A 20,120-nucleotide genomic window follows, 5' to 3' on the forward strand; every position below is an offset into this window, starting at 1 on the left:
ACCCTGAGGTGCGAACGCAGCGAGCCTCGAAGGGTGTGCTTCAGCAGCGACACTCTATCCTGATGGGCGCTTCGAGGCCCGCCTTCGGCGGGCACCTCAGCGTGAGGGATGTTGACTACCCCCGGTCAAGAATGGTGAAGGACGCCTCGACGAAACGGTCGACCTCCTCGATGCTGTTCGACAGGCTCGGCGACACATGTATGCCCTTAAGCGACCGGTCTTCCTCGACCTCGAAGGCCAGCACATGGATCTTGAATTCATCGAACAGCGCCTTGGTGAAGGCGGCGTTCTCCATGCCTTCGACCGTGAAGGCGCCGAAGCCGGTGCCGGGCTTCGCCTCGATATCGGTGAGGATGCGGACCCGTTCATGGGCGCTGAGCGGAACGACCCAGCGCTCGCGCATATAGCGCAGACGGGCCGACTTCTCCTCCTGGCCGATACCGCGATTGAAGTCGATCGCATCCGGTATCGCGGCCGGCAAGGCCTTGAACACCGACCCCACTTCCTCGAACTTCTCGATCGACGACGCCGGCTTGTTCGACCAGCTCGCCCATAGCGGCCAGACATCGGCGATCCGCTCGCGCCGGACATAGAGGAAGCCGGTGCCGCGCGGCCCGAACATCCATTTATGCAGGCAGGCCGCGAAGGCGTCGCAGCCGAGCTCGTCCAAGCTCAGGCAGATATGGCCCGCCGAATGGGCGCCATCGACAAAGGTGAAGATGCCCTTGCTGCGCGCCAGTGCCGCGATCTTGGCCGCCGGCAGGACCTGGCCGCTCCGCGCCACGACATGCGGGAAGGTGATGAGACGCGTACGATCGCTGATCAGCCTGGAGAATGCCGCCACGACCTCATCGTCGCTGGCGCGGCCAAAGGGAATGTCGGCGAGCTTGACCACGATGCCCTCGCGCTCGGCGCGCTGGCGCAGGATGGCGAGATTGGAGTCGTAGCAATATTTGGTGGCGATGACTTCGTCCCCGGCCTTCAGCGTCAGCCCGTTGAGGACGGTGGCGATGCCTTCCATCGCATTGCGATTGAGTGCGATCTCATCGTCGCCGGCGCCGAAATAGTCGGCCAGGAGCTTGCGGATCCGCGGCGACGACCCGCTTTCCTTCAACTCCCGGAACGGCTCATGCACATCGAGCTCATAAGAGAGCGACAGATCGACCAATGACCGGACCCGGTCGCGCACCTGCGCCGGCGCCGCCCCGCGCCGCGTATTGACGAGCTGCGTATGCGTATACATGGGCTTCATCAGCGCCCGCACCGAGCTCCAATAGGTTTCGTCATCCGGCGCCTTCTTCAAGACGGTGACGGCAGTGGCGACATCATTCTTCAGCAACATGTGAAGGCTCCCGGAATAGTCGAAAAAGATTCAATGGACCTTGGGGGCGATGACCTCGCCGCGATGGACCTGCTCGGCGATGACGCAGGCGGCACTGTGGCCCGAGGACAGCGCCACCGTCTCGGGCTCGTTCACGGCGCAGATTGCCATCGCCTGCGGGCAACGGGTGCGGAACCGGCAACCCGAGGGCGGATTGGTCGGGCTCGGAATGTCGCCCTTGAGCACCGGCGCTTCGCGCAGGGCCTCGATACGGGGATCGGCGCTCGGCACCGAGGCGAGCAGCGCCGACGTATAGGGATGACCTGGGCGCGCATAGACATCGAGCGAGCTGCCACCCTCGATGACCTTCCCGAGATACATGACATAGACGCGCGAGGCGGCCTGGCGCACCAAAGCGAGGTCATGCGCGATGAACAGGCAGGCGACCCCCAGCTCCTTCTGCAAGGTCAGGAACAGGTTCATGACCTGCGCCCGGATCGAGAGATCGAGCGCGCTCACCGGCTCGTCGCAGATGAGGACCCGCGGCTCGACCGCCAGCGAGCGTGCGATGGCGACACGCTGGCGCTGCCCGCCCGACAGCTCGCGCGGATAACGCTCGGCGAGCACGGCCGGCAGGCCCACCTGATCGAGAAGCTCGAGAATGCGCCGGCGCTGTTCCGTGCGGTCGGCGACGCCATGGATGATCAAGGCCTCGGTGATGGCTTCGCCGATCGTCTGCCGGTCATTGAGCGAGGCATAAGGATCCTGGAAGACATATTGGATGGCGCGCCGTGTCTCGCGCAATTTGCGGCCGCCGAGCGTGCCGAGATCGACACCGTCGAGCAGCACACGCCCGCTTTGCGGCTTCTCGAGCCCGACGATCGAGCGGCCGAGGGTCGACTTTCCGCAGCCCGATTCACCGACGAGCCCGACGATCTCGCCGGGATTGAGATGGATACTGACGCCGTCGACCGCCTTGACCCATTTGCCGCGTTCGACGCTTTTGAAACGGGTGACGAGATTTTCGACTTTGAGCAAAGCTGTATCAGCCGGCATGGAGAGCCTCGCTGGAACGGTTCACGATGGGACAGGCGGCGAGCACATGGCGATCGGCGGTCGGCGCCAGAAGCGGCCGCGCAGTTTCACAAGTCGGAACCGCATGGCGGCAACGCTCGACAAAGGCACAGCCCGGAATGGGCGCGCCCAGTACCGGCGGCATGCCCGGCAGCCCGCGAAAGGTGGAGCCCGGCAAATCCTCAGCGCGCGGGATCGCGTCGATCAGGCCCATCGTGTAGGGATGCCGCGGCGCCGTCAGCACGCTCTGCACCGGGCCATATTCCATCACCCGTCCGGCATACATGACGGCAAGGCGTGACGCGATGCCGGCGACGACGCCCATGTCGTGGGTGATGAGCACCATCGCCATGTTGAGGCGCTTCTGCAGGTCCTTGAGCAAGGCGATGATCTGCGCCTGCACGGTGACGTCGAGGGCCGTCGTCGGCTCATCGGCGATGAGGAGCTTGGGCTCGGCCGCGATGGCGATGGCGATCATCACGCGCTGGCGCAGGCCCCCCGACAGCTCATGCGGATATTGCCGGAGCCGCGCCTCGGGATCGGACATGCGCACCATCTTGAGAAGATCGAGCGCCCGCGCCTCGGCCTGTGTGGAGGTGAGGCTCAGATGCAGCTCGGCGACCTCGGCGATCTGCCGGCGGATGGTGCGTGCCGGGTTGAGCGCGCTCATCGGGTCCTGGAAGATGACGCCGATAGAGCCGCCGCGCAGCTTGCGCAGAGCCTCGTCATTCATCCCCACCAGCTCCTTGCCGTCGAAGCGGATGGAGCCCGAGACATGGATGCTGACGCCCAGCGGCATGAGCCCCAGCGGCGCAAAATTGAGCACCGTCTTGCCGCTGCCGCTTTCACCGACAATGGCGAGCGTCTCGCCGGCCGCGACCGAATAGGAGACCTGATCGACCGGACGCAATGCCGAGCGGGCGGTGAACAGATCGATGGATAGATCGCGGACGGTCAGGATCGGAGATGACGTGCTCATGCTGCTTCCTTCGCCCACAAAGCCGCGGTCAGTTGCCGTTTGCGCAGAACCCTCGCCGACAGCGGCGTCGGCACGCGGTTGAGCGCCACGGCTTCGCCCAGCAGATTGAAGCCGATCACCACCGCCGTCAGCGCGAGGCCAGGCAGGATCACCTGGCGGGGCGACGCCTCGAGATAGGGCAGCGCGTCGACTAGCATCTGGCCCCATTCGGGCGTCGGCGGCTGGATGCCGAGACCAAGGAAGCTCAGCGTGGCGATGGCCAGCGCGACCGCGCCCGCATCGGCCGTGGCATAGACGAGCACGGCGCCGAGCGTCGTCGGCAGCAGATGCTTGAAATAGATGCGCAACGGGCTGGCGCCGAGGACGCGCAGGGATTCGATATGCGGGCGGTTCATCACATTGACCGCGACGGCGCGGCTGATGCGGGCGCTGCCCGGCCACCAGGCGAGCGCCAGAGCGAGGATCATGTTCCAATAGCCGGTGCCGAAGATACCGATGACGGCCAGCGCCACGATGAGGCTCGGCATGGCGAGACCGACATCGACGATGCGCATCAGCCCCTCCTCGACCCAGCCGCGGCGGTAGCCGGCGATCGTGCCGATGGTGACGCCGACCGAGAGCGCCAGGATGAGCACGAGGCTCATGCCGACAACGGAAGTGCGCGCCGCGGCGATCAGCCGGCTCAGCGTGTCGCGGCCGAGATGGTCGGTTCCCAGCCAATGGGTGAAGGACATGTCCTGGTTCGCCTGCAGCAGGTCCTGGGCATTGGGATCATGCGGCGTCAGCCACGGCGCGAAGATGCCGAGGAAGAGGAAGATGGCGACCGCGCCGACGGCGACTTTCGGCATGCCGGCGATGGTGGAAAGGAAAGCGCGCAGAAATTTCATCGTCAGCTCCCTTGCCGCCTGAGTTTGGGGTCGGTGAAGATCATGCCGATATCGACCAGAAGATTGAGAAGGATGAAGAAGGAGATGAAGATCAGGAGGCAGGCCTGCACGACCATGAAGTCGCGGAAGCGGATGCCGGTCAGGAAGAGATCGCCGACGCCATGCCAGGCGAAGAGCGGCTCGACCACGACGGCGCCCACCACCATCACGCCGGTCTGGGCGCCCAACGCGTTGATATAGGTAGGCGCGATATTGGGCAGCGCGTCGCGGAAGAGAATGGCGCGCCGGTTCAGCCCCTTGGCGACGGCGGTGAGCGCGAAGGGACGCGCCATCGCCTCTTCGAGCCCGACCCGCACCACCCGGCTCAAGACCGCGGCCGGCAGGAGGCCGATAGTGAACCAGGGCAGGATCCAGCTCGACGGCCCGGCGAGCCCGAAAGTCGGCACGAGGCGAAGCTCGACCGCGAAGGCATAGATCAGCAGCGCGCCGACGAAGAAGGACGGCATCGAAGCGCCCAGCAAGGCGACACCGCGGCCCGCCACATCCGGCCACTGCCGTGGCCACATGGCCCCGGCGAAGCCGAAGACGAGGCTGAGAAGCAAGGCGACCGTGCCGCCGCCCGCCACCAGCATCGCCGTCACCGGAATGCGGCTCGCCAGCGCCGGCCCGACCTCCTCGCCCGTCTTGTAGGAGATGCCGAGATTACCGGTGAGCGCGCCCGTGAGCCACCCGGCGTACCGCACCGGGATGGGATCGTTGAGCCCGAGCTCCTCCTCGATCTTCTGGATGTCGGCGAAGCTCGCATTGGGCGATCTCAATTCGGCGATCAGCACCGCGATATTGCCGGGCGCCGACACGACGAGCGTGAAGCACAGCAGCGTGGCGAGGACCAGCAGCACCAGCGAGTTGTGGACCCGGCGCGAGACCAGAGACAGCATGGTCTAGCTCTGCTCGCTCAAGGTGATGCCTTCATAGGGAAGATCATATTCGGTCGAAGGCGGCGTAAAGCCCTTCACGCGCGGCGAGTGCGCCCACATCGACGGCACATAGAGCAAGGGGGCGACCGCCGCCTCGGCCTGGAACCAGTCATAGATGTTCTGCAGCGCGGTTTCGATATTCGCTTCCGACGCCTGCATCACGGCGGTGACCAGCGGGTCGAGATTCTGCGCATCGACGAAGAGCTTGCCGTCGACGCCATTGTCATAGGTCGACAGGAACAACCCGACGATGCTGCCGAAGGGCTCATAGGGCGCGCCGAAAGTGAGGAAGAAGGCCATGTCGTATTTGCGCGCCGGAATATCGCTGTGGCGCGAGGCGTGGTCGATCGAGCGGATCGTCAGGTCGATGCCGATCTCGCGCAGTTGCGCCTGCATGACCTCGGCGACGGCGCGCGATCCGGCGATCTGCTCCTCGCTCGCGACGAGCTCGACGGCGAGCGGCTTGCCGTCCCTCTCGCGGATGTCATCACCCGTCCATCCCGCCTCCTCGAGCAAGGCCTTGGCGGCGGCAACGTCACGCGCGGGGACATCGACAGGTTTGCCGGCCATCGGCACGGTCGGTGCGAAGAAGTTGCCGGCGGGCTGCGCCAGTCCCTGATAGAGCACCTGGGCGATCGCCGCGCGGTCGAAGCCGATATTGATCGCCTTGCGGACGCGCGCATCCTTCAGCGCCGCATTGCGGTCGGGATTAAAGCCCAGCACGATGGTGGTCGTGCCGGTCTCGACCGAGACCTCGATGCCGGCCTTCTTGAGCGTCGTCGCCTCATTGGCGGTGAGCGGCGCCAGGAAATCACCGCCGGTGAGGTCGATCTCGCCGGCCCGGAGCGCCGCCATGCGGCTGCGTGAATCCGGCAAGACCTTGAGCTCGAGGCGCTCGAAGGACGGCTTGTCGCCCCAATAGCCGTCGAAGCGGCGGAACGAGCTGCCTTCATTGGTGGCGCTGTCCTGAATCCACGGGCCGGTCCCGACCGGCGCCTGATAGTTGCCGTCCTTATCCACGGATTTGGGGCTGAGGAAGCGGCTCGGCCGGATGAAGGAAAGCTCATAGAGAAGGCCGAGCACCGGCTCCTTGAACCGGATTTCAATCGTATTCTCGTCGATGATCTTCTTGCTCTCATAGGCGCGCGACAGGTTCATCCAGTTCTGCGCGTCTTTGCCGATCCAGCGGTCGAGATTCCACATGCAGCTCTCGGCGTTCCACGCCGTGCCATCCTGGAAGGTGACGCCCTGGCGCAGCTTGAGGCGGAGCAGCTTGCCGCCCTCCTCGAGCGTCCATTCGGTGGCGAGGCAAGGCAGCGCCTCGCCGTTCCGACCATACCGGATCAAAGGCTCGAAGATGAGATCCTGCACGCCCCACAGGCCTGCATATTTATGCGGATTGAGATCGCCGGCCGGCTTCATGATCGCCACCGTCAGCGCGCTGCCCGTAGCAGTCTGCGCGATGGCGGAGAAGATCGGGAATGTACCAAAGGCGGCAGGCGTGGCGAGCATGCCCTTGAGAAAGATGCGTCTGGACGTCGTCATCGGCGTTTCCCTCGATTTTGTTATTGTCTATACAATAAGAAATATGAGATTTTTATTGTCTAGGCAATAGAAAATCGTCGCCCTCGGTGAGATTCTCAAAACCCCGGGCGCGCAGGACGGTCCGATGCGGTACGAGCGGCGATGGCCGCTTCACGCCTCCTCCCTTAAGACTGTTCGGGAGGCAGCGCCGATGAGAAGTAAGGCGCCATCCATTGGTAGAAGAGCTGAACGCGCGGTTCCTGATAACGGCGTCGCTGTGAGATCACATACCAACCGCCGTCGGCTTCAGTAGTGATCGCAAAAGGACGCAGCAACGAGCCTTCCTTGACATAGGAGCCGGCGAGTTCCTCGCTCGCCAGCGTTATGCCGCCGCCGTGATAGGCGATGTCGATGGCGAAGCCGGTGTCATTGCAATAGATATGTTTGCGAAATGCACTGAGACCAGAGATGCCTGCGGCCTCCAGCCATTGCCGCCATTCCTGTCCGTCATCCTGGTGAATGATCGGATAGTCGACGAGATCAAGGATGGTGCGTGGAATTCCCCCACGCGCGGAGAAAAGCTTGGCGCTGCAGACCGGCGCCAGCTTCACCTGCCCCAACAGCATCGTCACATGATCAGGCCACGGTCCTTTGCCGAACAGGATTCCGATATCGGTATCCTCTTCATGGGCGACCCGGCCATTGTCGACCAGTTTCAGATTGCAGCCGACATGCGGATGGCGCTCCACGAAATCTCGCACATGGCGTGACAACCACTTGCTGCCAAACATCGAAGAGCACGTGATGGTCATCGTGCCGGCCGATCCGGCGCTTTGATGCAGCACCTGAACGGAATCGGCGAGCGCGCCCAGCGTCGTCTGAACTGTGCCGAGGAACAGCCGGCCCTCCGGACTTAGCCTGACCGAACGGCCATGCCGTTCGAACAGAGACACGCCGAGGCTCTCCTCGAGCCTCTTGATCTGATGGCTGACGGCGCTGTCGGTGAGGTGAAGCGCACGCGCCGCTTGCGAGAAGCTCTCGCTTTGCGCGGCGATGCGGAAAGTTGGAAGTGTATCGAGCGGAATACGCATGGCACCTAGATGAATTACATTCATCGATCTTCTTAAAAACGATCACTGGATGTCAATGTGATTCATACTACTATCGCGACCGCCACGTCGGCCAATGATGACATCCGGGAGAAAACACCATGAAACAATTGGGAAAACTGCTGCAGGTGATGCTGCTTTCGGTTTGGGCCGTGCTCGCCGGCACAGGTACCGGGTCCGCCGACACGCTTGCCGACATCAAGAGCCGCGGCACGCTCCGGGTCGGCATGGCCGATTCAACGCCGTCCCAGTCGAAGGATCCCAACAGCAACGAATGGGAAGGCTTCAATGTCGACATGGCGAAGAATCTCGCCGAGCAGCTCGGGGTGAAGCTCGAAATTGTCGATGCCTCCTGGAGCACCCTCATTCCCGGATTGCTGGCCGGGCAATATGACATCGCGATGTGCGACATGTTCGCCACGCCAAAACGAGCCCAGACTGTCGCGTTCACGACGCCTTATATGAATCTGGGCTTCTCCTGGGTGGTGCGCGCCGACTTCCCCGGTGAAGACGCCGCCGCTCTCGACGACCCGGCGATCCGGATTGCCAATTTGTCGGGCTCCGCCATGGGTGATATCATCCGCAAGCTCGCCCCCCGGGCGCAGGTCAAAGACGTCGCCAGCGACAATGTCTTCTCACCGCATCTCGAAGTGGCTTCCGGCCGCGCCGACGCCACCTTGTCCGACCATTACAACAATACGCAATTCCTCAAGCGCAATCCCAGCGTGAAAGCGCGCATTCTCGGCGGCGACAAGCAGTTCCAGCAAACGCCCATGGCCTATGCGGTGCGTCCCGACGATCAGCCGTTCCTCAACATGCTGAATAGCTGGATCATCTACAACCAGACCACCGGCTTCTCCGAGGAGCTCAGGCACAAATGGTACGGCTTCTGATGCTCTAGCAGCCGCATCCACTCTCACCACCTCAGCGCTGTGATCATCATGTATTCCATCGTCAGCGATCTCCTGCCCGGCTTTCTGACACAATATTGGCTGGCTCTTGCTTTCGCCGTGCTGACGTCGCTCAAGTTCCTGGCCTTGGGTGTCGGCGTCGGCTTCACCGCCGGCCTGGGCCTGGCCATTGCCCAGCTCTCACCTTCGCCCTGGCTGCGCGGTCCTGTCGTGGCACTGGTCGAGCTGATCCGCAACACGCCGCTTCTCGTCCAGCTGTTCTGGATACATTTCGCGCTGCCGGCGCTGACCGGCATCGGCAGCTCTCCCGAGCGCAGCGCCGCCATCGGCATCGCCCTGTCCGGGGCGTGCTATTTCAGCGAGATCATCAGGGGCGGCATCCAGGGGGTGCCCAAAGGCCAGCGCGACGCCGCGGCGGCGCTTGGCTTGTCACGCTGGTGCATCTGGAGCCGCATCGTGCTGCCGCAAGCGGTCATCGACACACTGCCGGCGCTGGCCAACACGGTCCTGTCCTTCTTCAAGGCAACCTCGATCCTATCGGTCATCGCCGTGCCGGAATTGATGATGACATCGACCCGGATCAGCGCGCGCACCGGCGACCCGATCGGCGTCCTGACCTTGATGACTCTTCTCTACATCTTCGTCGGCGCCTTGCTCACGCTCATGCTCCATCGCGTCGAGACCGCTTTCAAGCTCAGGAGCACACGCTGATGCGCCTTGATCTGACCTTCCTCGCCGAAACCTGGCCGCAGCTCGCACAAGGCGTGCTGGCGACGCTCGCCATCACAGCAATCTCCTTTCTCGGAGCCCTTGTCCTGGGCTATGGCCTGACGATCCTGCGGCTCTCCGGCCGTACCGGCTTGCAGCGCGCCGGAAATCTCTATGTGGCGCTGTTCCGGGTGATCCCCGAGCTTGGCGTGATCTTCTGGAGCTATTACTGCCTGCCGATCCTCCTCGGCCTGGCGCTGTCGGAATACACCTGCGGAATTCTGGCCCTGATGGCAATCGGCGCCGCCTATGCATCCGAGATCTTCCGCGCCGGTTACAACGCGCTTCCTCGCGGCCAGATGGACGCGGCGCGCGCTCTGGGGCTCGGCAACTGGCAGACCTGGCGCCTGGTTCTAGCCCCACAGATCCTCCGCCGAACGATGCCCGCTCTCATCAATTGCGGCATCGACACGCTCAAGAATTCGACACTCCTCGCTGCAATCGGTGCGTCGGAGCTCGCCTATCAAGCCTATCAGATCGGCAATGCCACTTATAACTATCTCGCCCCTTTCACCTTCGTGGCGATCGTATTCTTTCTGATCATCTTCCCCTTGAGTCTCCTCTCGCGCCACCGCGAAGCGGCGCTGCAGAGACAGTCACGGTAACATCCATGCAATTCCGGCAAGACCTTCTCGACCATCCGCAACGCGAGCACCTCCTCGATATTCGCCGCGCCATTCATGCCGAGCCTGAGCTCTCCCACCAGGAATTCGCAACCAGCGCGCGCGTCGCGCGCGAGCTGCGCCGGGCGGGCCTCGATCGCTTCACTCCCGTCGGTCCCATCGGCTTCGCGGTGGATATCGCCGGCACCGGAACAGGATCGGCACGGAAGATCGGCATTCGGGCCGATATGGACGCGCTTCCGATTCATGAGACCGCCCAGGTCGCCTTCCCATCGCGGCGGCCCGGCGTCATGCATGCTTGCGGCCATGACAGCCACACGGCGATGGTCCTCGAAACAGCGCTCTGGCTGCAGCATCGCCGCGACCGCTTCGCGGGCACCGTCCGCTGCCTGTTCCAGCACTCCGAGGAAACGCTGCCGAGCGGTGCTCGGGAGTTCGTGACCGCCGGCCTCGCCGATGACCTCGACATGGTGTTCGGCATCCATGTCGATCCGATGCTCCCTTGCGGACAGATCGCCGCTCCAGCCGGCCCCTTCGCCTGCTCGTCCGATCATTTCGATGTCGTCCTCTCCGGACGTTCGGCTCATGGCGGCCGACCCCATGAGGGAATTGACGCAATCGCCGGTGCCGTCACCTTCCTGCAGGAAGCGAACCGAATCAGCGCCCACAATGCCGACCCGATGATGCCGCTGGTCGTCACCGCCGGCAGGATATCCGGCGGCACAGCACACAATGTCATTGCCGACCGTGCCACCATCGGCGGCACGATCAGGGCCGGCGGAACCCAGGCGCGTGACATCGCCCATCTCCGCCTGCATGAAATCGCCAAGGGCCTCGAAACTTTGCACGGCGTAACGGCCTCGGTGACAATCAGGGAGGATGCCCCTCTCCTCTCCAACGATGCCGGCGTCGCCGCGATCGTGCGCGAAGCGGCGGTCAAGGTCTGCGGCGACAAGGCGATCCTGTCACAATCGGGCATGTGGAGCGCCAGCGACGACTTCGCCTATTTCAGCAATGTGAAGCCCGGAACCTATTTTCGCCTCGGCGTGCGCAACGAGGCCAAAGGGGTCGTTCACCCCCTGCATCACCCGGATTTCGCCATTGATGAGGACGCCCTCGCCCTCGGCGCCGCCGTGCTCATCCAATCCGCGCTCGATGCGCTTGCCGCCTGACCTTGATGAATTCACCTAAGCAGAAAGGGATACCACTGTGAGCCAGACCAGGAACCTGCGCTTCGATGCCGCCGAATATGCCCGCCGCCTCGCGACGATCAAGAATAGTATGGCCAAGCAGGGCATCGAGGTCCTCTGCGACGCCGATCCGGCCAACATGTATTATGCGACAGGCTTCGATGCGATGTCGTTCTTCACGCCGCAGCTGATGATCATCGGGCTCGACGCCGAGGAGCCGATCGTCATCACACGCAAGATGGATACGCGCGCCGTCAAGCGCACGGCCTATATCGGCGATGACAGCATCTTCGGCTGGCCCGAGATCATGTGCCAGCATCTCACCCTCAATCCGATGACCTATGCCGCCGAGGTGATCCGAGGCAAAGGCTGGGACCGCAAGCGCATCGGCATCGAGATGGATGCCTGGATGATGAGCCCTCGCGATTGCGATGTGCTGCGCAGTCATCTGCCGAACGCCCAGATTTTCGATGCCAAGCTTCTGATCAATTGGGCACGCACTGTGAAGTCGTCGGCCGAGATCGCCTATATGCGCCAGGCGGGACGGATCCAGGAGAAGGTCATGCGCGTGGCCATCGATACGGCACGGCCAGGGGTGCGCGAATGCGATCTCGCCGCTGAGATATATCGTGCGCAGTTGCGCGGCACCGAGGAATATGGCGGCGACTATTCGGCCTATCAGGCTTCGATCCCGACCGGCGACAAGGCCGGCAACCCGCATCTGAGCTGGACGGATGCCCCACTGCAGAACAACCAGGCCTTCACGATGGAATTAGGCGCGGTTCGCCACCGCTATCACGCTCCCATGGCCCGCACTGTCTATCTTGGAAGGACGGCTCCCCAGAAGCTGATCGACACATCGAAACATGTCACGGACGGCTTCGACGAGACAGTGAGCCGCATTCGTCCGGGCATGACCTGTCACGAGGCCAATGCGATATGGGAACGCTATAATCGCGACTTCAATCTGGAAAAGGATTCGCGCATCGCTTATGCGATCGGCTGTTGCTATCCGCCGGTCTGGCAGGAAAAGACCGTCAGCATTCGCGCCGGCGAGCCGGTCATTCTCGAAGAGAACATGACTTTCCACATGATCCTTGGCATTTTCCATGACGACTGGGGATACTCGATGAGCGAGTCCATCCGTATCGGTGTCGAAGGGGTGGAGATTCTGGCCGATTTTCCGCGTGAGCTGTTCGTTCTCAACTGACGGGGCGACACGCGCGGCGGAACAGCAGAACCCGGCCGCGCGGAATGGCGACGGTCTGCATGTGAGCATCGATCGGGTCCATGCGCACATGCTGCTCGCCGGCCGGCAATGTCAGGACTAAAGGTCTAGCGACCGCCTGATACGCACCTTGCCGATATTACGTCCGTCCATGGACACGACTTCGAAGACAAAGGCACCGACGGTCACCGTTTCACCGGCTTCGGGCAGATGGCCGAGCTGCCAGAGAATATAACCCGCCAAGGTGGAATAGCGGTCGGCTCCGTCGACGAGATCCGCCTCGAGCAGCGCCGAAGCCTTGCGTATGTCCATCCACCCGTCGACCAGCCAGGAACCGTCCTCCCCCTGCTCGGCCACGAGAGAGTCCTCGCCCTCCTCCGGAAACTCTCCGGCGATCGCTTCCAGGATGTCCGTCGGTGTCGCAATGCCTTCCAGGGAACCGAACTCGTCCACGATCACCGCCATCTGGAGCGGCGATTTGCGCAGCTGCTCCATCAGGCGCAGCACGCTGATGCCCTCATGCACGACCAGAGGCTGACGCAGCGATTTTTCCAGATTGATCCTTCCCTCCGCGATGAGATCGCGCAGGAGATCCCTGGCCAAAGCGATGCCGACGAATTCGTCGAGATTGCCCCGCGCCAACAGAAACCTGGACCGGCCCAAATCGAGAATTCTGGCTTTCAGCGCATCATGGCCGTCGTCGAGATTGAGCCAGTCGATGTCGGTACGCGGCGTCATGATGGACACCGCCGGCCGCTGGGCGAGCGTCAGCACGCCCTGGATCATCTCCTTCTCCTCCGGCGCGAAAAGCCCGCGCTCCTCGGCGCGCTCCGCAATGACTTCGGCGGCGCCACCCAGCGCCAACTCGCCCCGCTTGCCGCCCAGCAGCCGCAACACGGCATCCGCCGTGCGCTCTCTGAGATCGCCCGTCGTAACCAGCCGTTCCTTGTTGCGCCGCGCCAGCTGGTTGAACGCCTCGATCAGGATGGAAAAGCCGATCGCCGCATAAAGATAACCCTTCGAGATATGGAAGCCGAAGCCTTCGACGATGAGCGAAAAACCGATCATCATCAGAAATCCCAGACACAGGACGACAACTGTCGGATGTTTAGAGACGAAAGCCATCAACGGCTTGGACGACAGCATCATCACCAGGACCGCGACGACGACCGCGATCATCATGACTGTCAGATCCTGGACCATGCCGACCGCCGTAATGACGCTGTCGAGAGAGAAGACGGCATCGAGCACGACGATCTGCACCAGCACTTGCCAGAACACCGCATGGGCCACTTTGCCTTGCGCGTGCCCGATCCTGCCTTCCAGCCGCTCATGCAGCTCCATCGTTCCCTTGAACAGCAGGAACAGGCCACCGAAGATCAGAATGAGGTCGCGCCCGGAGAAATCGAAGCCACCCACACTGAAGAGCGGCCGGGTCAAGGTCACGATCCAGGCGATCGAGGCCAGGAGACCGAGGCGCATGATGAGCGCCAGGGATAGGCCGATCAGTCTCGCCCGATCGCGCTGTTCGGGCGGCAGCTTGTCGGCAAGGATGGCGATGAAGACGAGATTGTCGATGCCGAGCACGATCTCCAGCACGATCAGGGTCGCGAGCCCTGCCCATGCGGTAGGGTCGGCCATCCAGTCGAAAAACATGCTCTTATCCGTCGGCGGATCGGAATATCGCGTGGGCGGCGGCACCGATGCCGCCGTCCACCCGACAAGGTTCAGATCTCGAAGTCGCCGAAGCCTCCGACGTCACTGTCCTCGAAGCTGGCGGGTTCCGCCTGCGCGCTCTCCGGCGCTGGCGCCGGTGCGGCATCGGCCGGCGGTGTGGCTGCCTGCGCCGCGCTGCCGCCGAACATGCTGGTGAGCATGCTGCCCAACATGAGGCCGCCCGCGACCCCCATGGCCGTCTGTGCGGCGCCGGCGAGGAACCCGCTGCCCTGGCGCTGCGCCGCCATGGCTTGCACCGGAGGCGCCTGAGGAGGCTCCGACGAAGCCCGGCCCATTCGGGGAACCAGACCGCTCGGCCGCGTGTCCTCGCGATTGTCGCACAGAGCGCCGGGAGCCTCTCTCTCCAGCTCTGCGATGCGCGCCTGCGCGGCATTCAGCGCCTGCTCCTGGACGATGATCGTCTGGGCCATGAAATAGGCCGCTCCCGGCTGACGCTTCAGCTGCTCGCCGATATAGGCCTCCGCGCCGCCATCGCGCGGCGGCGAATGCCGCTCGACATCGGCCAGCCTTCCGAACAAGGCCTCGATGGCTTGCTGGTCGCTTTTGTCCATACTCTGTGACTCCATAATTTGCTTTGTGATGTCACTCTTCGCGCTGGCCGGTGAAATGCAGCAGCAGCTGGAAGATGTTGATGAAATTCAGGTAGAGCGAGAAGGCGCCGAACACCGCGAGCTTCTGCCTGGCCTCGGCATCGAAATTCTCGGCATATTGCTCCTTGATCGTCTGGGTGTCCCAGGCGGTCAGGCCGAGAAACACGAAGATGCCGATCACCGAGATGATGAACTGCAGCGCGCTCGAGCCGAGAAAGAGATTGACCAGGCTGGCGATCACCACGCCGATCAGGCCCATGATAAGGAAGGACGAGAACTGGGTGAGGTCGCGCTTGGTCGTGTAACCATAAAGGCTGGTCGCGCCGAACATCGCGGCGGCGATGAAGAAGGTGCGCGCGATGCTGGTGCCGGTGAAGACCAGGAATACGGAAGCGAGCGACAGTCCCATGACGGCGCAGAACGCCCAGAACATGACTTGCGCCGTGGCCGCGGACATCGTCTGGATGCGGAAGGAAAACAGCAGGGCGAAAGCCAGTGGCGCCAGCATCACCACCCATTTGAGCGGCGAGGAGAAGATCGGCACATAAAGTGCCGGCGTGGACGATACGACGAAAGCCACGATGCCCGTCAGCACGAGGCCGAGCCCCATATAATTATAGACGCGCAGCATATGCTGGCGCAGTCCCTCGTCGAACAAGGCGTCGGAGCGGGCGGTGCCGCCGCGCGACACATAGGGTGGCGTATTCATTCGGTCTCTCCTTGTGTTTTGGGATCAGTAGAGCGAGCTTGCGAGTCCGGCGGCAATGCGGTCCAGATGTTCGGTTCCGGGTTTTGCGACAAGCGCATAGGCCACTTCACCGACCTGAAAATAGACAGAAGTGGCATCAGTCGTCGTCACCACGGTCGGAGAAACGACCTCAAAGGTGCCCGGACGGACGGCGAAGAGGGAAAGCTCACCATCGTCCTTGGATTCGACCGCCATTTCCACGCTCGCGCCGAATTGCGACGGGAAGACCTGCACGTCTTTCACCTTCCAGCTGTCGGGCAAGACGGGAAGCACGATCGCGGTGGCGGCCCGGATTTCCACCGGATCGAACTCCGGGACTTCCGGCTGGGAGACCATCGCCGCACGCACGATGCTCGCCTTCTGGGCTTCGATCGCGTCCTTGACATAGGGCGGCGGAGCCGCGAGCGCGACGCCGTGCAGACCGCCCTGCGATCCGAACATCCCATGCGCCGCCCATCCGGCGGCGACGAGCAGGAAGACCGCGGCGCCACGGCGCAGATTGCTCCACAGCCGGCCGCGCGCGAGGCCCCGCTCAAGCCGGCGCGCTGCATCGCTGGTCGCCGGGCGGGCCGTTCCCTCCGGTTGGGCAAGGGCAAGCCTCAGCTCATCGCGTGCCCTGAGATCCGACATCACGCGGGCCGCCACCACCGGGTGGGCGGACAGATAGGCCTCCACCTCTATGCGGCGCGGCACATCGAGCTGATCGTCGACATAGGCGTCGAGATCGGTGTCCTGGATGGAATCGAATGGCCTATTCATCCCGGCCTCCAACGAGTTTCAGATAAGATCTGGATCCTGGCGGAGTGGCTGCTTCGAGCTGCCGGAGGCTCGCCCGTGCCCTGCCGATCCGTGACATCAGAGTGCCGATCGGAATGCGGAGCGCATCCGCGGCATCCTGGTAGGACAGGCCTTCGATGGCAACGAGGTGCAGCGCCGCCCTCTGCTCCTCGGGCAGATCGAGGAAGGCCTCGCGAATCTGGGACAGCCTGACGACATGCTCCTGCGGCGGCTCGGAGAAAGTCGCCGCCACCTGCCCGGCCGCGTCTATTCTGGCCTGCTCCGAACGGCGCGACCGGCGGCCGTCGACGAAGACATTGTGAAGGATCGACAGCAGCCAGCTGCGCAGATTGCCATCGTGCCGGAATGTATGCTTTCGCTCGAAAGCCCGCAGCAGCGCATCGTGAACCAGATCCTCGACATCGGCCGGATCACGCGTCAGCGAACGCGCATAACGTCTCAGCGAAGTCAGTTGCCCGATGACATCGAAGCGGCCTCTGAATCTGTCCATATAGCGTGTACGGAACCTAGCCGAGGCTTAATCCGGAAAAAATGATCGGCCGCGGGAGCGTCATAGATCACGAATCCGGGCCGGTTGACCTGAACAGGCCGTGATCCGACGGTAACCTTTTCGTGACTGACGGAAAGGCGGCCCTATTTCTTGACCGGGCGCTGGCCGAGGATCGCCGCCAGCGGATTGGCGGTCGGTGCGGCGGCGCGCTTCAGCGTGTTCGTGTCGTGATGGTTGAAGGGCTTGCCATGCACGAAGAGGTCGGTCTGGACGAGATAGGTCCAGCTGTCGTCGTCGTTGAACGTGATATCGATGCGGTAACTGTCGGTGCGGAACGCCTCATCGAGAAACTCGGTCGAGCAGATGCCGTATTTCGTGTCACCGCGCTTTGCCGCGACCGAGATCTTTTTGTCATTCGGTCCCGCGTGTCCCGCCGCCAGCAGGACCTGGCCGCGCGGAATGGCGACGGTCTGCATGATGAGGCCGGTCGCCGGCTCCCACAGCCAATAGCCGACCTGGTCGTGGAAGGTGATGTCTTCTTCGGGCGTGTTGATATGGATGTGATAGCGCAGGCCATAGAAGAGCTGCGGGCCATTGGTCTGCGCATCGATCGGATCCATGCGCACATGCTCGATGAACACGCGCCGTTCCGGTCCTTCCGCCTTGGGATTTATGTCGACGCCCTTGTCGGCCTGCCATAGCCCCGCAAGCCCGCGCAACGGACCAAGATTGGCGAGTGTGTCGGGGGACACATTCGTGGGCTCGGTGAAGATGTCGGCGGGAATGGGAAGCATCGGTGCCCTCTTTCTCTAGGTGGGATCAGTCGCGAGAAACCGTGTTGCGGCGGCGGCGAGCGTCACCGCGCCGACCGGCAACGCCGCCTCATCGACCCGGAATTTCGGATGATGCAGCGGATAAACCGCGTCCATCGCTTCGTTGCGGATGCCGAGGCGGAAATAGACCGACGGGCGTTTCTCGCTGTAGAAGCCGAAGTCATCCGCCGCCGTCCAGCCGGGCGCATTCAGCACATTCTCGGGTCCGAATTTCTCGGCGGCGCTGTCGCTGACGATGCGGGTGAGCTCCTTGTCGTTCACCACCGGCGGCTCGCCGCGTTTGATGTCGAGCTCGACCTTGGCCTGATGGCTCTGAGCCACGCCATTCAGAATCTCGCGCAGGCGCTTCCAGGCCTTGGCCCGCGTCGTCTCGTTGCCGCTGCGGATCGTGCCCTTCAGCCTGACTTTGTCGGCGATGACATTATAGGCGCCGCCGCCTTCGAAGCCGGTCACCGAGATGACCAGGGGATCGTAAGGATCGATCTCGCGCGCCACGATCTTCTGGATCTCCGACACCATGGCCGCGGCGGTGGCAATCGCATCGACACCTTCGGACGGCTTTGCCGCATGGGCGGACGAGCCCGTCACCGTCGCATCGAAGATATCGCAAGCGAGCGTATAGGGACCGCTGCCCACCGCGATCTTGCCCGCTTCCGTGTAGGGATCGACATGGATGCCGATGGCGCCGTCGATATCATCGAGCAGTCCCGCCTCGACCACCCGCCGGCCGCCCAGAGGCTCGGCCTCCTCGGCCGGCTGGAAGATGATGCGCACCGTGCCGCCGAATGTGTCGCGTGAGCGGTGCAGATGCGCCGCCGTGGCAAAGACCATGGCCGCATGGGCGTCATGGCCGCAGGCATGCATGACGCCCGGATTGAGGGAGGAGAAATCGACACCCGACTCCTCCAGGATCGGCAGCGCATCGATATCGGCACGGATCGCCACTTTGCGGTTGGAGGGTTGCGCTTGGCCGATGATGTCGACCGCAAGTCCGTAGCCCGCCACTTCGCGCACGCCGGCGAGCCCTTCCTTCTCGAGCGCCTGCTTGAGATAGGCCTGCGTCTTCACTTCCTCGTTCGAGAGCTCCGGATGCCGGTGCAGATGGCGGCGGATCTCGATCATGCGATCGAGAATATCCTTGTGCATCCCCTGCTCACGCTTTGACATGGATCTCCCTCGGGAACCTGGTCAGTGTCTCGTTGCCGCGCTCGGTGACGAGAATGGTTTCGCTCACCTCGATGCCCCAGCCCTCCATCCACATGCCGAGGATGCTATGCACCACATTGCCGGACTCCAGCACCGTCTTGTCACCGGGGCGCAGGCTGATCGTATGCTCGCCCCAATCGGGCGGATAGGCAACCCCGATCGAATAGCCGATGCGCGATTCCTTCTTGAGCCCGTGACGCGCGATAACCTTGCGCCAGGCGGCTTCGACATCTTCCGCCAGGATGCCCGGCCTCGTCGCCTCGAGCACCGCATCCATGCCTTCGATGACCGCCTTGGCCGTGTCGGCGACGCGTTGGGGAGTCTTGCCCAATTGCATCGTGCGGGCCAGCCCCGCCGCATAACGCCGGCAGACACCTGCGAGCTCGAGCGCAATCGTCTCATTGGCGCCGAAGCGGCGGTCGCTCCACATGATGTGCGGCGCCGAAGCATTCTCGCCGCCGAGAATGGTCGGCGGCAGCGCCGTGATGTCGCCGGCGAAATCGGGACTGCCCGCCACTTGCGCGCCTTGGATCTGGGCGATGGCGTCACATTCGCGCACGCCGGGCGCGATGACTTCATAGGCCTTGCTGACGGCCGCCTGCGCCAGCAGCGACGCTTTGCGCAAGTATTCGATCTCCGGCTTCGTCTTCACCGCGCGGATCCAGTTCACCAGGAGATCGGCGTCCTGGAATTTGGCATTGGGAAGGCCGGCGGTGAGCCGCGCATGCGCCTTGGGCGAGTAATAATAGGCTTCGAGCTCGATGCCGATGCGGCGGCTGCCCCAGCCCTTCCTGCTGATCCACTGGGCGATCCAGTCCATCGGATGGCGGTCGACGCGCTGCACATGGTCTTCCGGGAAGCCGACGACATTCTCAGGTTTCATCCAGGCGGTGAGCAGACCACCCGCCGCATCCATGGCGCGCCCGATCCATACCGGCTCTTCATTCTCGATCGGCACCAACACGACCTGCGGCGTATAGAAGGACCACCCGTCATAGCCGGTGATGTAATGCTGGTTGGCGACGTCATTGACGATCAGGAGATCGAGGCCGCGTTTCTCCATTTCGGTCCTGATCTTCTTCAGCCGCAAATCATATTCCGCACGCGCGAAAGGCAGTTCGATCATT

20 protein-coding genes are annotated in these 20,120 nt (G+C 63.1%); 5 read left to right on the top strand and 15 right to left on the bottom strand.

The features are described 5' to 3' along the window. Window positions 1–115: 115 nt before the first annotated feature. The 7 genes from JHL16_RS02110 to JHL16_RS02140 all read right to left on the bottom strand — a co-directional run bounded on the left by JHL16_RS02110 (window position 116) and on the right by JHL16_RS02140 (window position 7,853). Complete coding sequence (locus JHL16_RS02110) at window positions 116–1,342, bottom strand: aminotransferase class V-fold PLP-dependent enzyme (protein WP_200183255.1); 1,227 nt, start codon at window positions 1,340–1,342, stop codon at window positions 116–118. Between the two features lie 30 nt (window positions 1,343–1,372). Continuing rightward, on the bottom strand, window positions 1,373–2,377 hold the full coding sequence (locus JHL16_RS02115) for an ABC transporter ATP-binding protein (RefSeq protein WP_200183256.1): 1,005 nt from the start codon (window positions 2,375–2,377) through the stop codon (window positions 1,373–1,375). Continuing rightward, window positions 2,367–3,374, bottom strand: coding sequence for an ABC transporter ATP-binding protein (locus JHL16_RS02120; RefSeq protein WP_200183257.1), 1,008 nt, complete (start codon window positions 3,372–3,374; stop codon window positions 2,367–2,369). Before JHL16_RS02120 ends, JHL16_RS02115 begins: the two co-directional genes overlap by 11 nt. Further along, complete coding sequence (locus tag JHL16_RS02125) at window positions 3,371–4,261, bottom strand: ABC transporter permease (protein ID WP_200183258.1); 891 nt, start codon at window positions 4,259–4,261, stop codon at window positions 3,371–3,373. Before JHL16_RS02125 ends, JHL16_RS02120 begins: the two co-directional genes overlap by 4 nt. Window positions 4,262–4,263: 2 nt before the next feature. Further along, complete coding sequence (locus tag JHL16_RS02130) at window positions 4,264–5,199, bottom strand: ABC transporter permease (RefSeq protein WP_200183259.1); 936 nt, start codon at window positions 5,197–5,199, stop codon at window positions 4,264–4,266. A 3-nt stretch (window positions 5,200–5,202) separates the two neighbouring features. After that, window positions 5,203–6,783 carry an ABC transporter substrate-binding protein gene (locus JHL16_RS02135; RefSeq protein WP_200183260.1) on the bottom strand — a complete coding sequence of 527 codons (1,581 nt, stop codon included), beginning with the start codon at window positions 6,781–6,783 and terminating at the stop codon, window positions 5,203–5,205. A 164-nt stretch (window positions 6,784–6,947) separates the two neighbouring features. Beyond that, entirely contained in the window at window positions 6,948–7,853 is a 906-nt protein-coding gene (locus tag JHL16_RS02140) for a LysR substrate-binding domain-containing protein (RefSeq protein ID WP_200183261.1), read from the bottom strand. 119 nt (window positions 7,854–7,972) lie between these two features. Between JHL16_RS02140 and JHL16_RS02145 the strand changes: the two genes are divergently transcribed. The 5 genes from JHL16_RS02145 to JHL16_RS02165 are packed head-to-tail and all read left to right on the top strand — an operon-like array spanning window position 7,973 to window position 12,573. Beyond that, a complete protein-coding gene (locus JHL16_RS02145; protein WP_200183262.1) occupies window positions 7,973–8,764 on the top strand; it encodes a substrate-binding periplasmic protein in 792 nt (263 codons plus the stop codon). Between the two features lie 48 nt (window positions 8,765–8,812). Continuing rightward, the gene (locus JHL16_RS02150) at window positions 8,813–9,493 is read left to right on the top strand and encodes an amino acid ABC transporter permease (RefSeq protein ID WP_200183263.1); all 681 of its coding nucleotides are present in this window, start codon (window positions 8,813–8,815) and stop codon (window positions 9,491–9,493) included. Next, window positions 9,493–10,155, top strand: a complete 663-nt coding sequence (locus tag JHL16_RS02155; protein ID WP_200183264.1) for an amino acid ABC transporter permease — start codon at window positions 9,493–9,495, stop codon at window positions 10,153–10,155. The genes JHL16_RS02150 and JHL16_RS02155 overlap by 1 nt, the downstream gene beginning before the upstream one ends. 5 nt (window positions 10,156–10,160) lie before the next feature. Beyond that, window positions 10,161–11,345 carry a M20 metallopeptidase family protein gene (locus JHL16_RS02160; protein ID WP_200183265.1) on the top strand — a complete coding sequence of 395 codons (1,185 nt, stop codon included), beginning with the start codon at window positions 10,161–10,163 and terminating at the stop codon, window positions 11,343–11,345. Window positions 11,346–11,382: 37 nt separating this feature from the next. After that, a complete protein-coding gene (locus JHL16_RS02165) occupies window positions 11,383–12,573 on the top strand; it encodes a M24 family metallopeptidase (protein WP_200183266.1) in 1,191 nt (396 codons plus the stop codon). 117 nt (window positions 12,574–12,690) lie between these two features. Here the strand turns inward: JHL16_RS02165 and JHL16_RS02170 are convergent, their stop codons facing one another. The 8 genes from JHL16_RS02170 to JHL16_RS02205 all read right to left on the bottom strand — a co-directional run bounded on the left by JHL16_RS02170 (window position 12,691) and on the right by JHL16_RS02205 (window position 20,119). Beyond that, entirely contained in the window at window positions 12,691–14,247 is a 1,557-nt protein-coding gene (locus JHL16_RS02170; RefSeq protein ID WP_200183267.1) for a TerC family protein, read from the bottom strand. A 71-nt stretch (window positions 14,248–14,318) separates the two neighbouring features. Continuing rightward, on the bottom strand, window positions 14,319–14,879 hold the full coding sequence (locus JHL16_RS02175) for a DUF2076 domain-containing protein (RefSeq protein WP_200183268.1): 561 nt from the start codon (window positions 14,877–14,879) through the stop codon (window positions 14,319–14,321). Window positions 14,880–14,910: 31 nt separating this feature from the next. Beyond that, entirely contained in the window at window positions 14,911–15,627 is a 717-nt protein-coding gene (locus JHL16_RS02180; protein WP_200183269.1) for a Bax inhibitor-1/YccA family protein, read from the bottom strand. 24 nt (window positions 15,628–15,651) lie between these two features. Further along, window positions 15,652–16,425: an anti-sigma factor family protein gene (locus JHL16_RS02185; RefSeq protein WP_200183270.1), complete on the bottom strand. Its 774-nt coding sequence runs from the start codon at window positions 16,423–16,425 to the stop codon at window positions 15,652–15,654. Continuing rightward, window positions 16,418–16,954: a sigma-70 family RNA polymerase sigma factor gene (locus tag JHL16_RS02190; protein ID WP_200183271.1), complete on the bottom strand. Its 537-nt coding sequence runs from the start codon at window positions 16,952–16,954 to the stop codon at window positions 16,418–16,420. Before JHL16_RS02190 ends, JHL16_RS02185 begins: the two co-directional genes overlap by 8 nt. A gap of 143 nt (window positions 16,955–17,097) precedes the next feature. Then, window positions 17,098–17,748, bottom strand: coding sequence for an FABP family protein (locus JHL16_RS02195; protein WP_200183272.1), 651 nt, complete (start codon window positions 17,746–17,748; stop codon window positions 17,098–17,100). Window positions 17,749–17,763: 15 nt separating this feature from the next. Continuing rightward, window positions 17,764–18,954: a M20 metallopeptidase family protein gene (locus JHL16_RS02200; protein ID WP_246770737.1), complete on the bottom strand. Its 1,191-nt coding sequence runs from the start codon at window positions 18,952–18,954 to the stop codon at window positions 17,764–17,766. Then, the gene (locus tag JHL16_RS02205; RefSeq protein ID WP_200183273.1) at window positions 18,941–20,119 is read right to left on the bottom strand and encodes a M24 family metallopeptidase; all 1,179 of its coding nucleotides are present in this window, start codon (window positions 20,117–20,119) and stop codon (window positions 18,941–18,943) included. Before JHL16_RS02205 ends, JHL16_RS02200 begins: the two co-directional genes overlap by 14 nt. Between the last annotated feature and the right edge of the window lies 1 nt (window position 20,120).

Origin of the sequence: Taklimakanibacter albus, from assembly GCF_016595235.1 — a bacterium.
Taxonomy (GTDB): domain Bacteria; phylum Pseudomonadota; class Alphaproteobacteria; order Rhizobiales; family Aestuariivirgaceae; genus Taklimakanibacter; species Taklimakanibacter albus.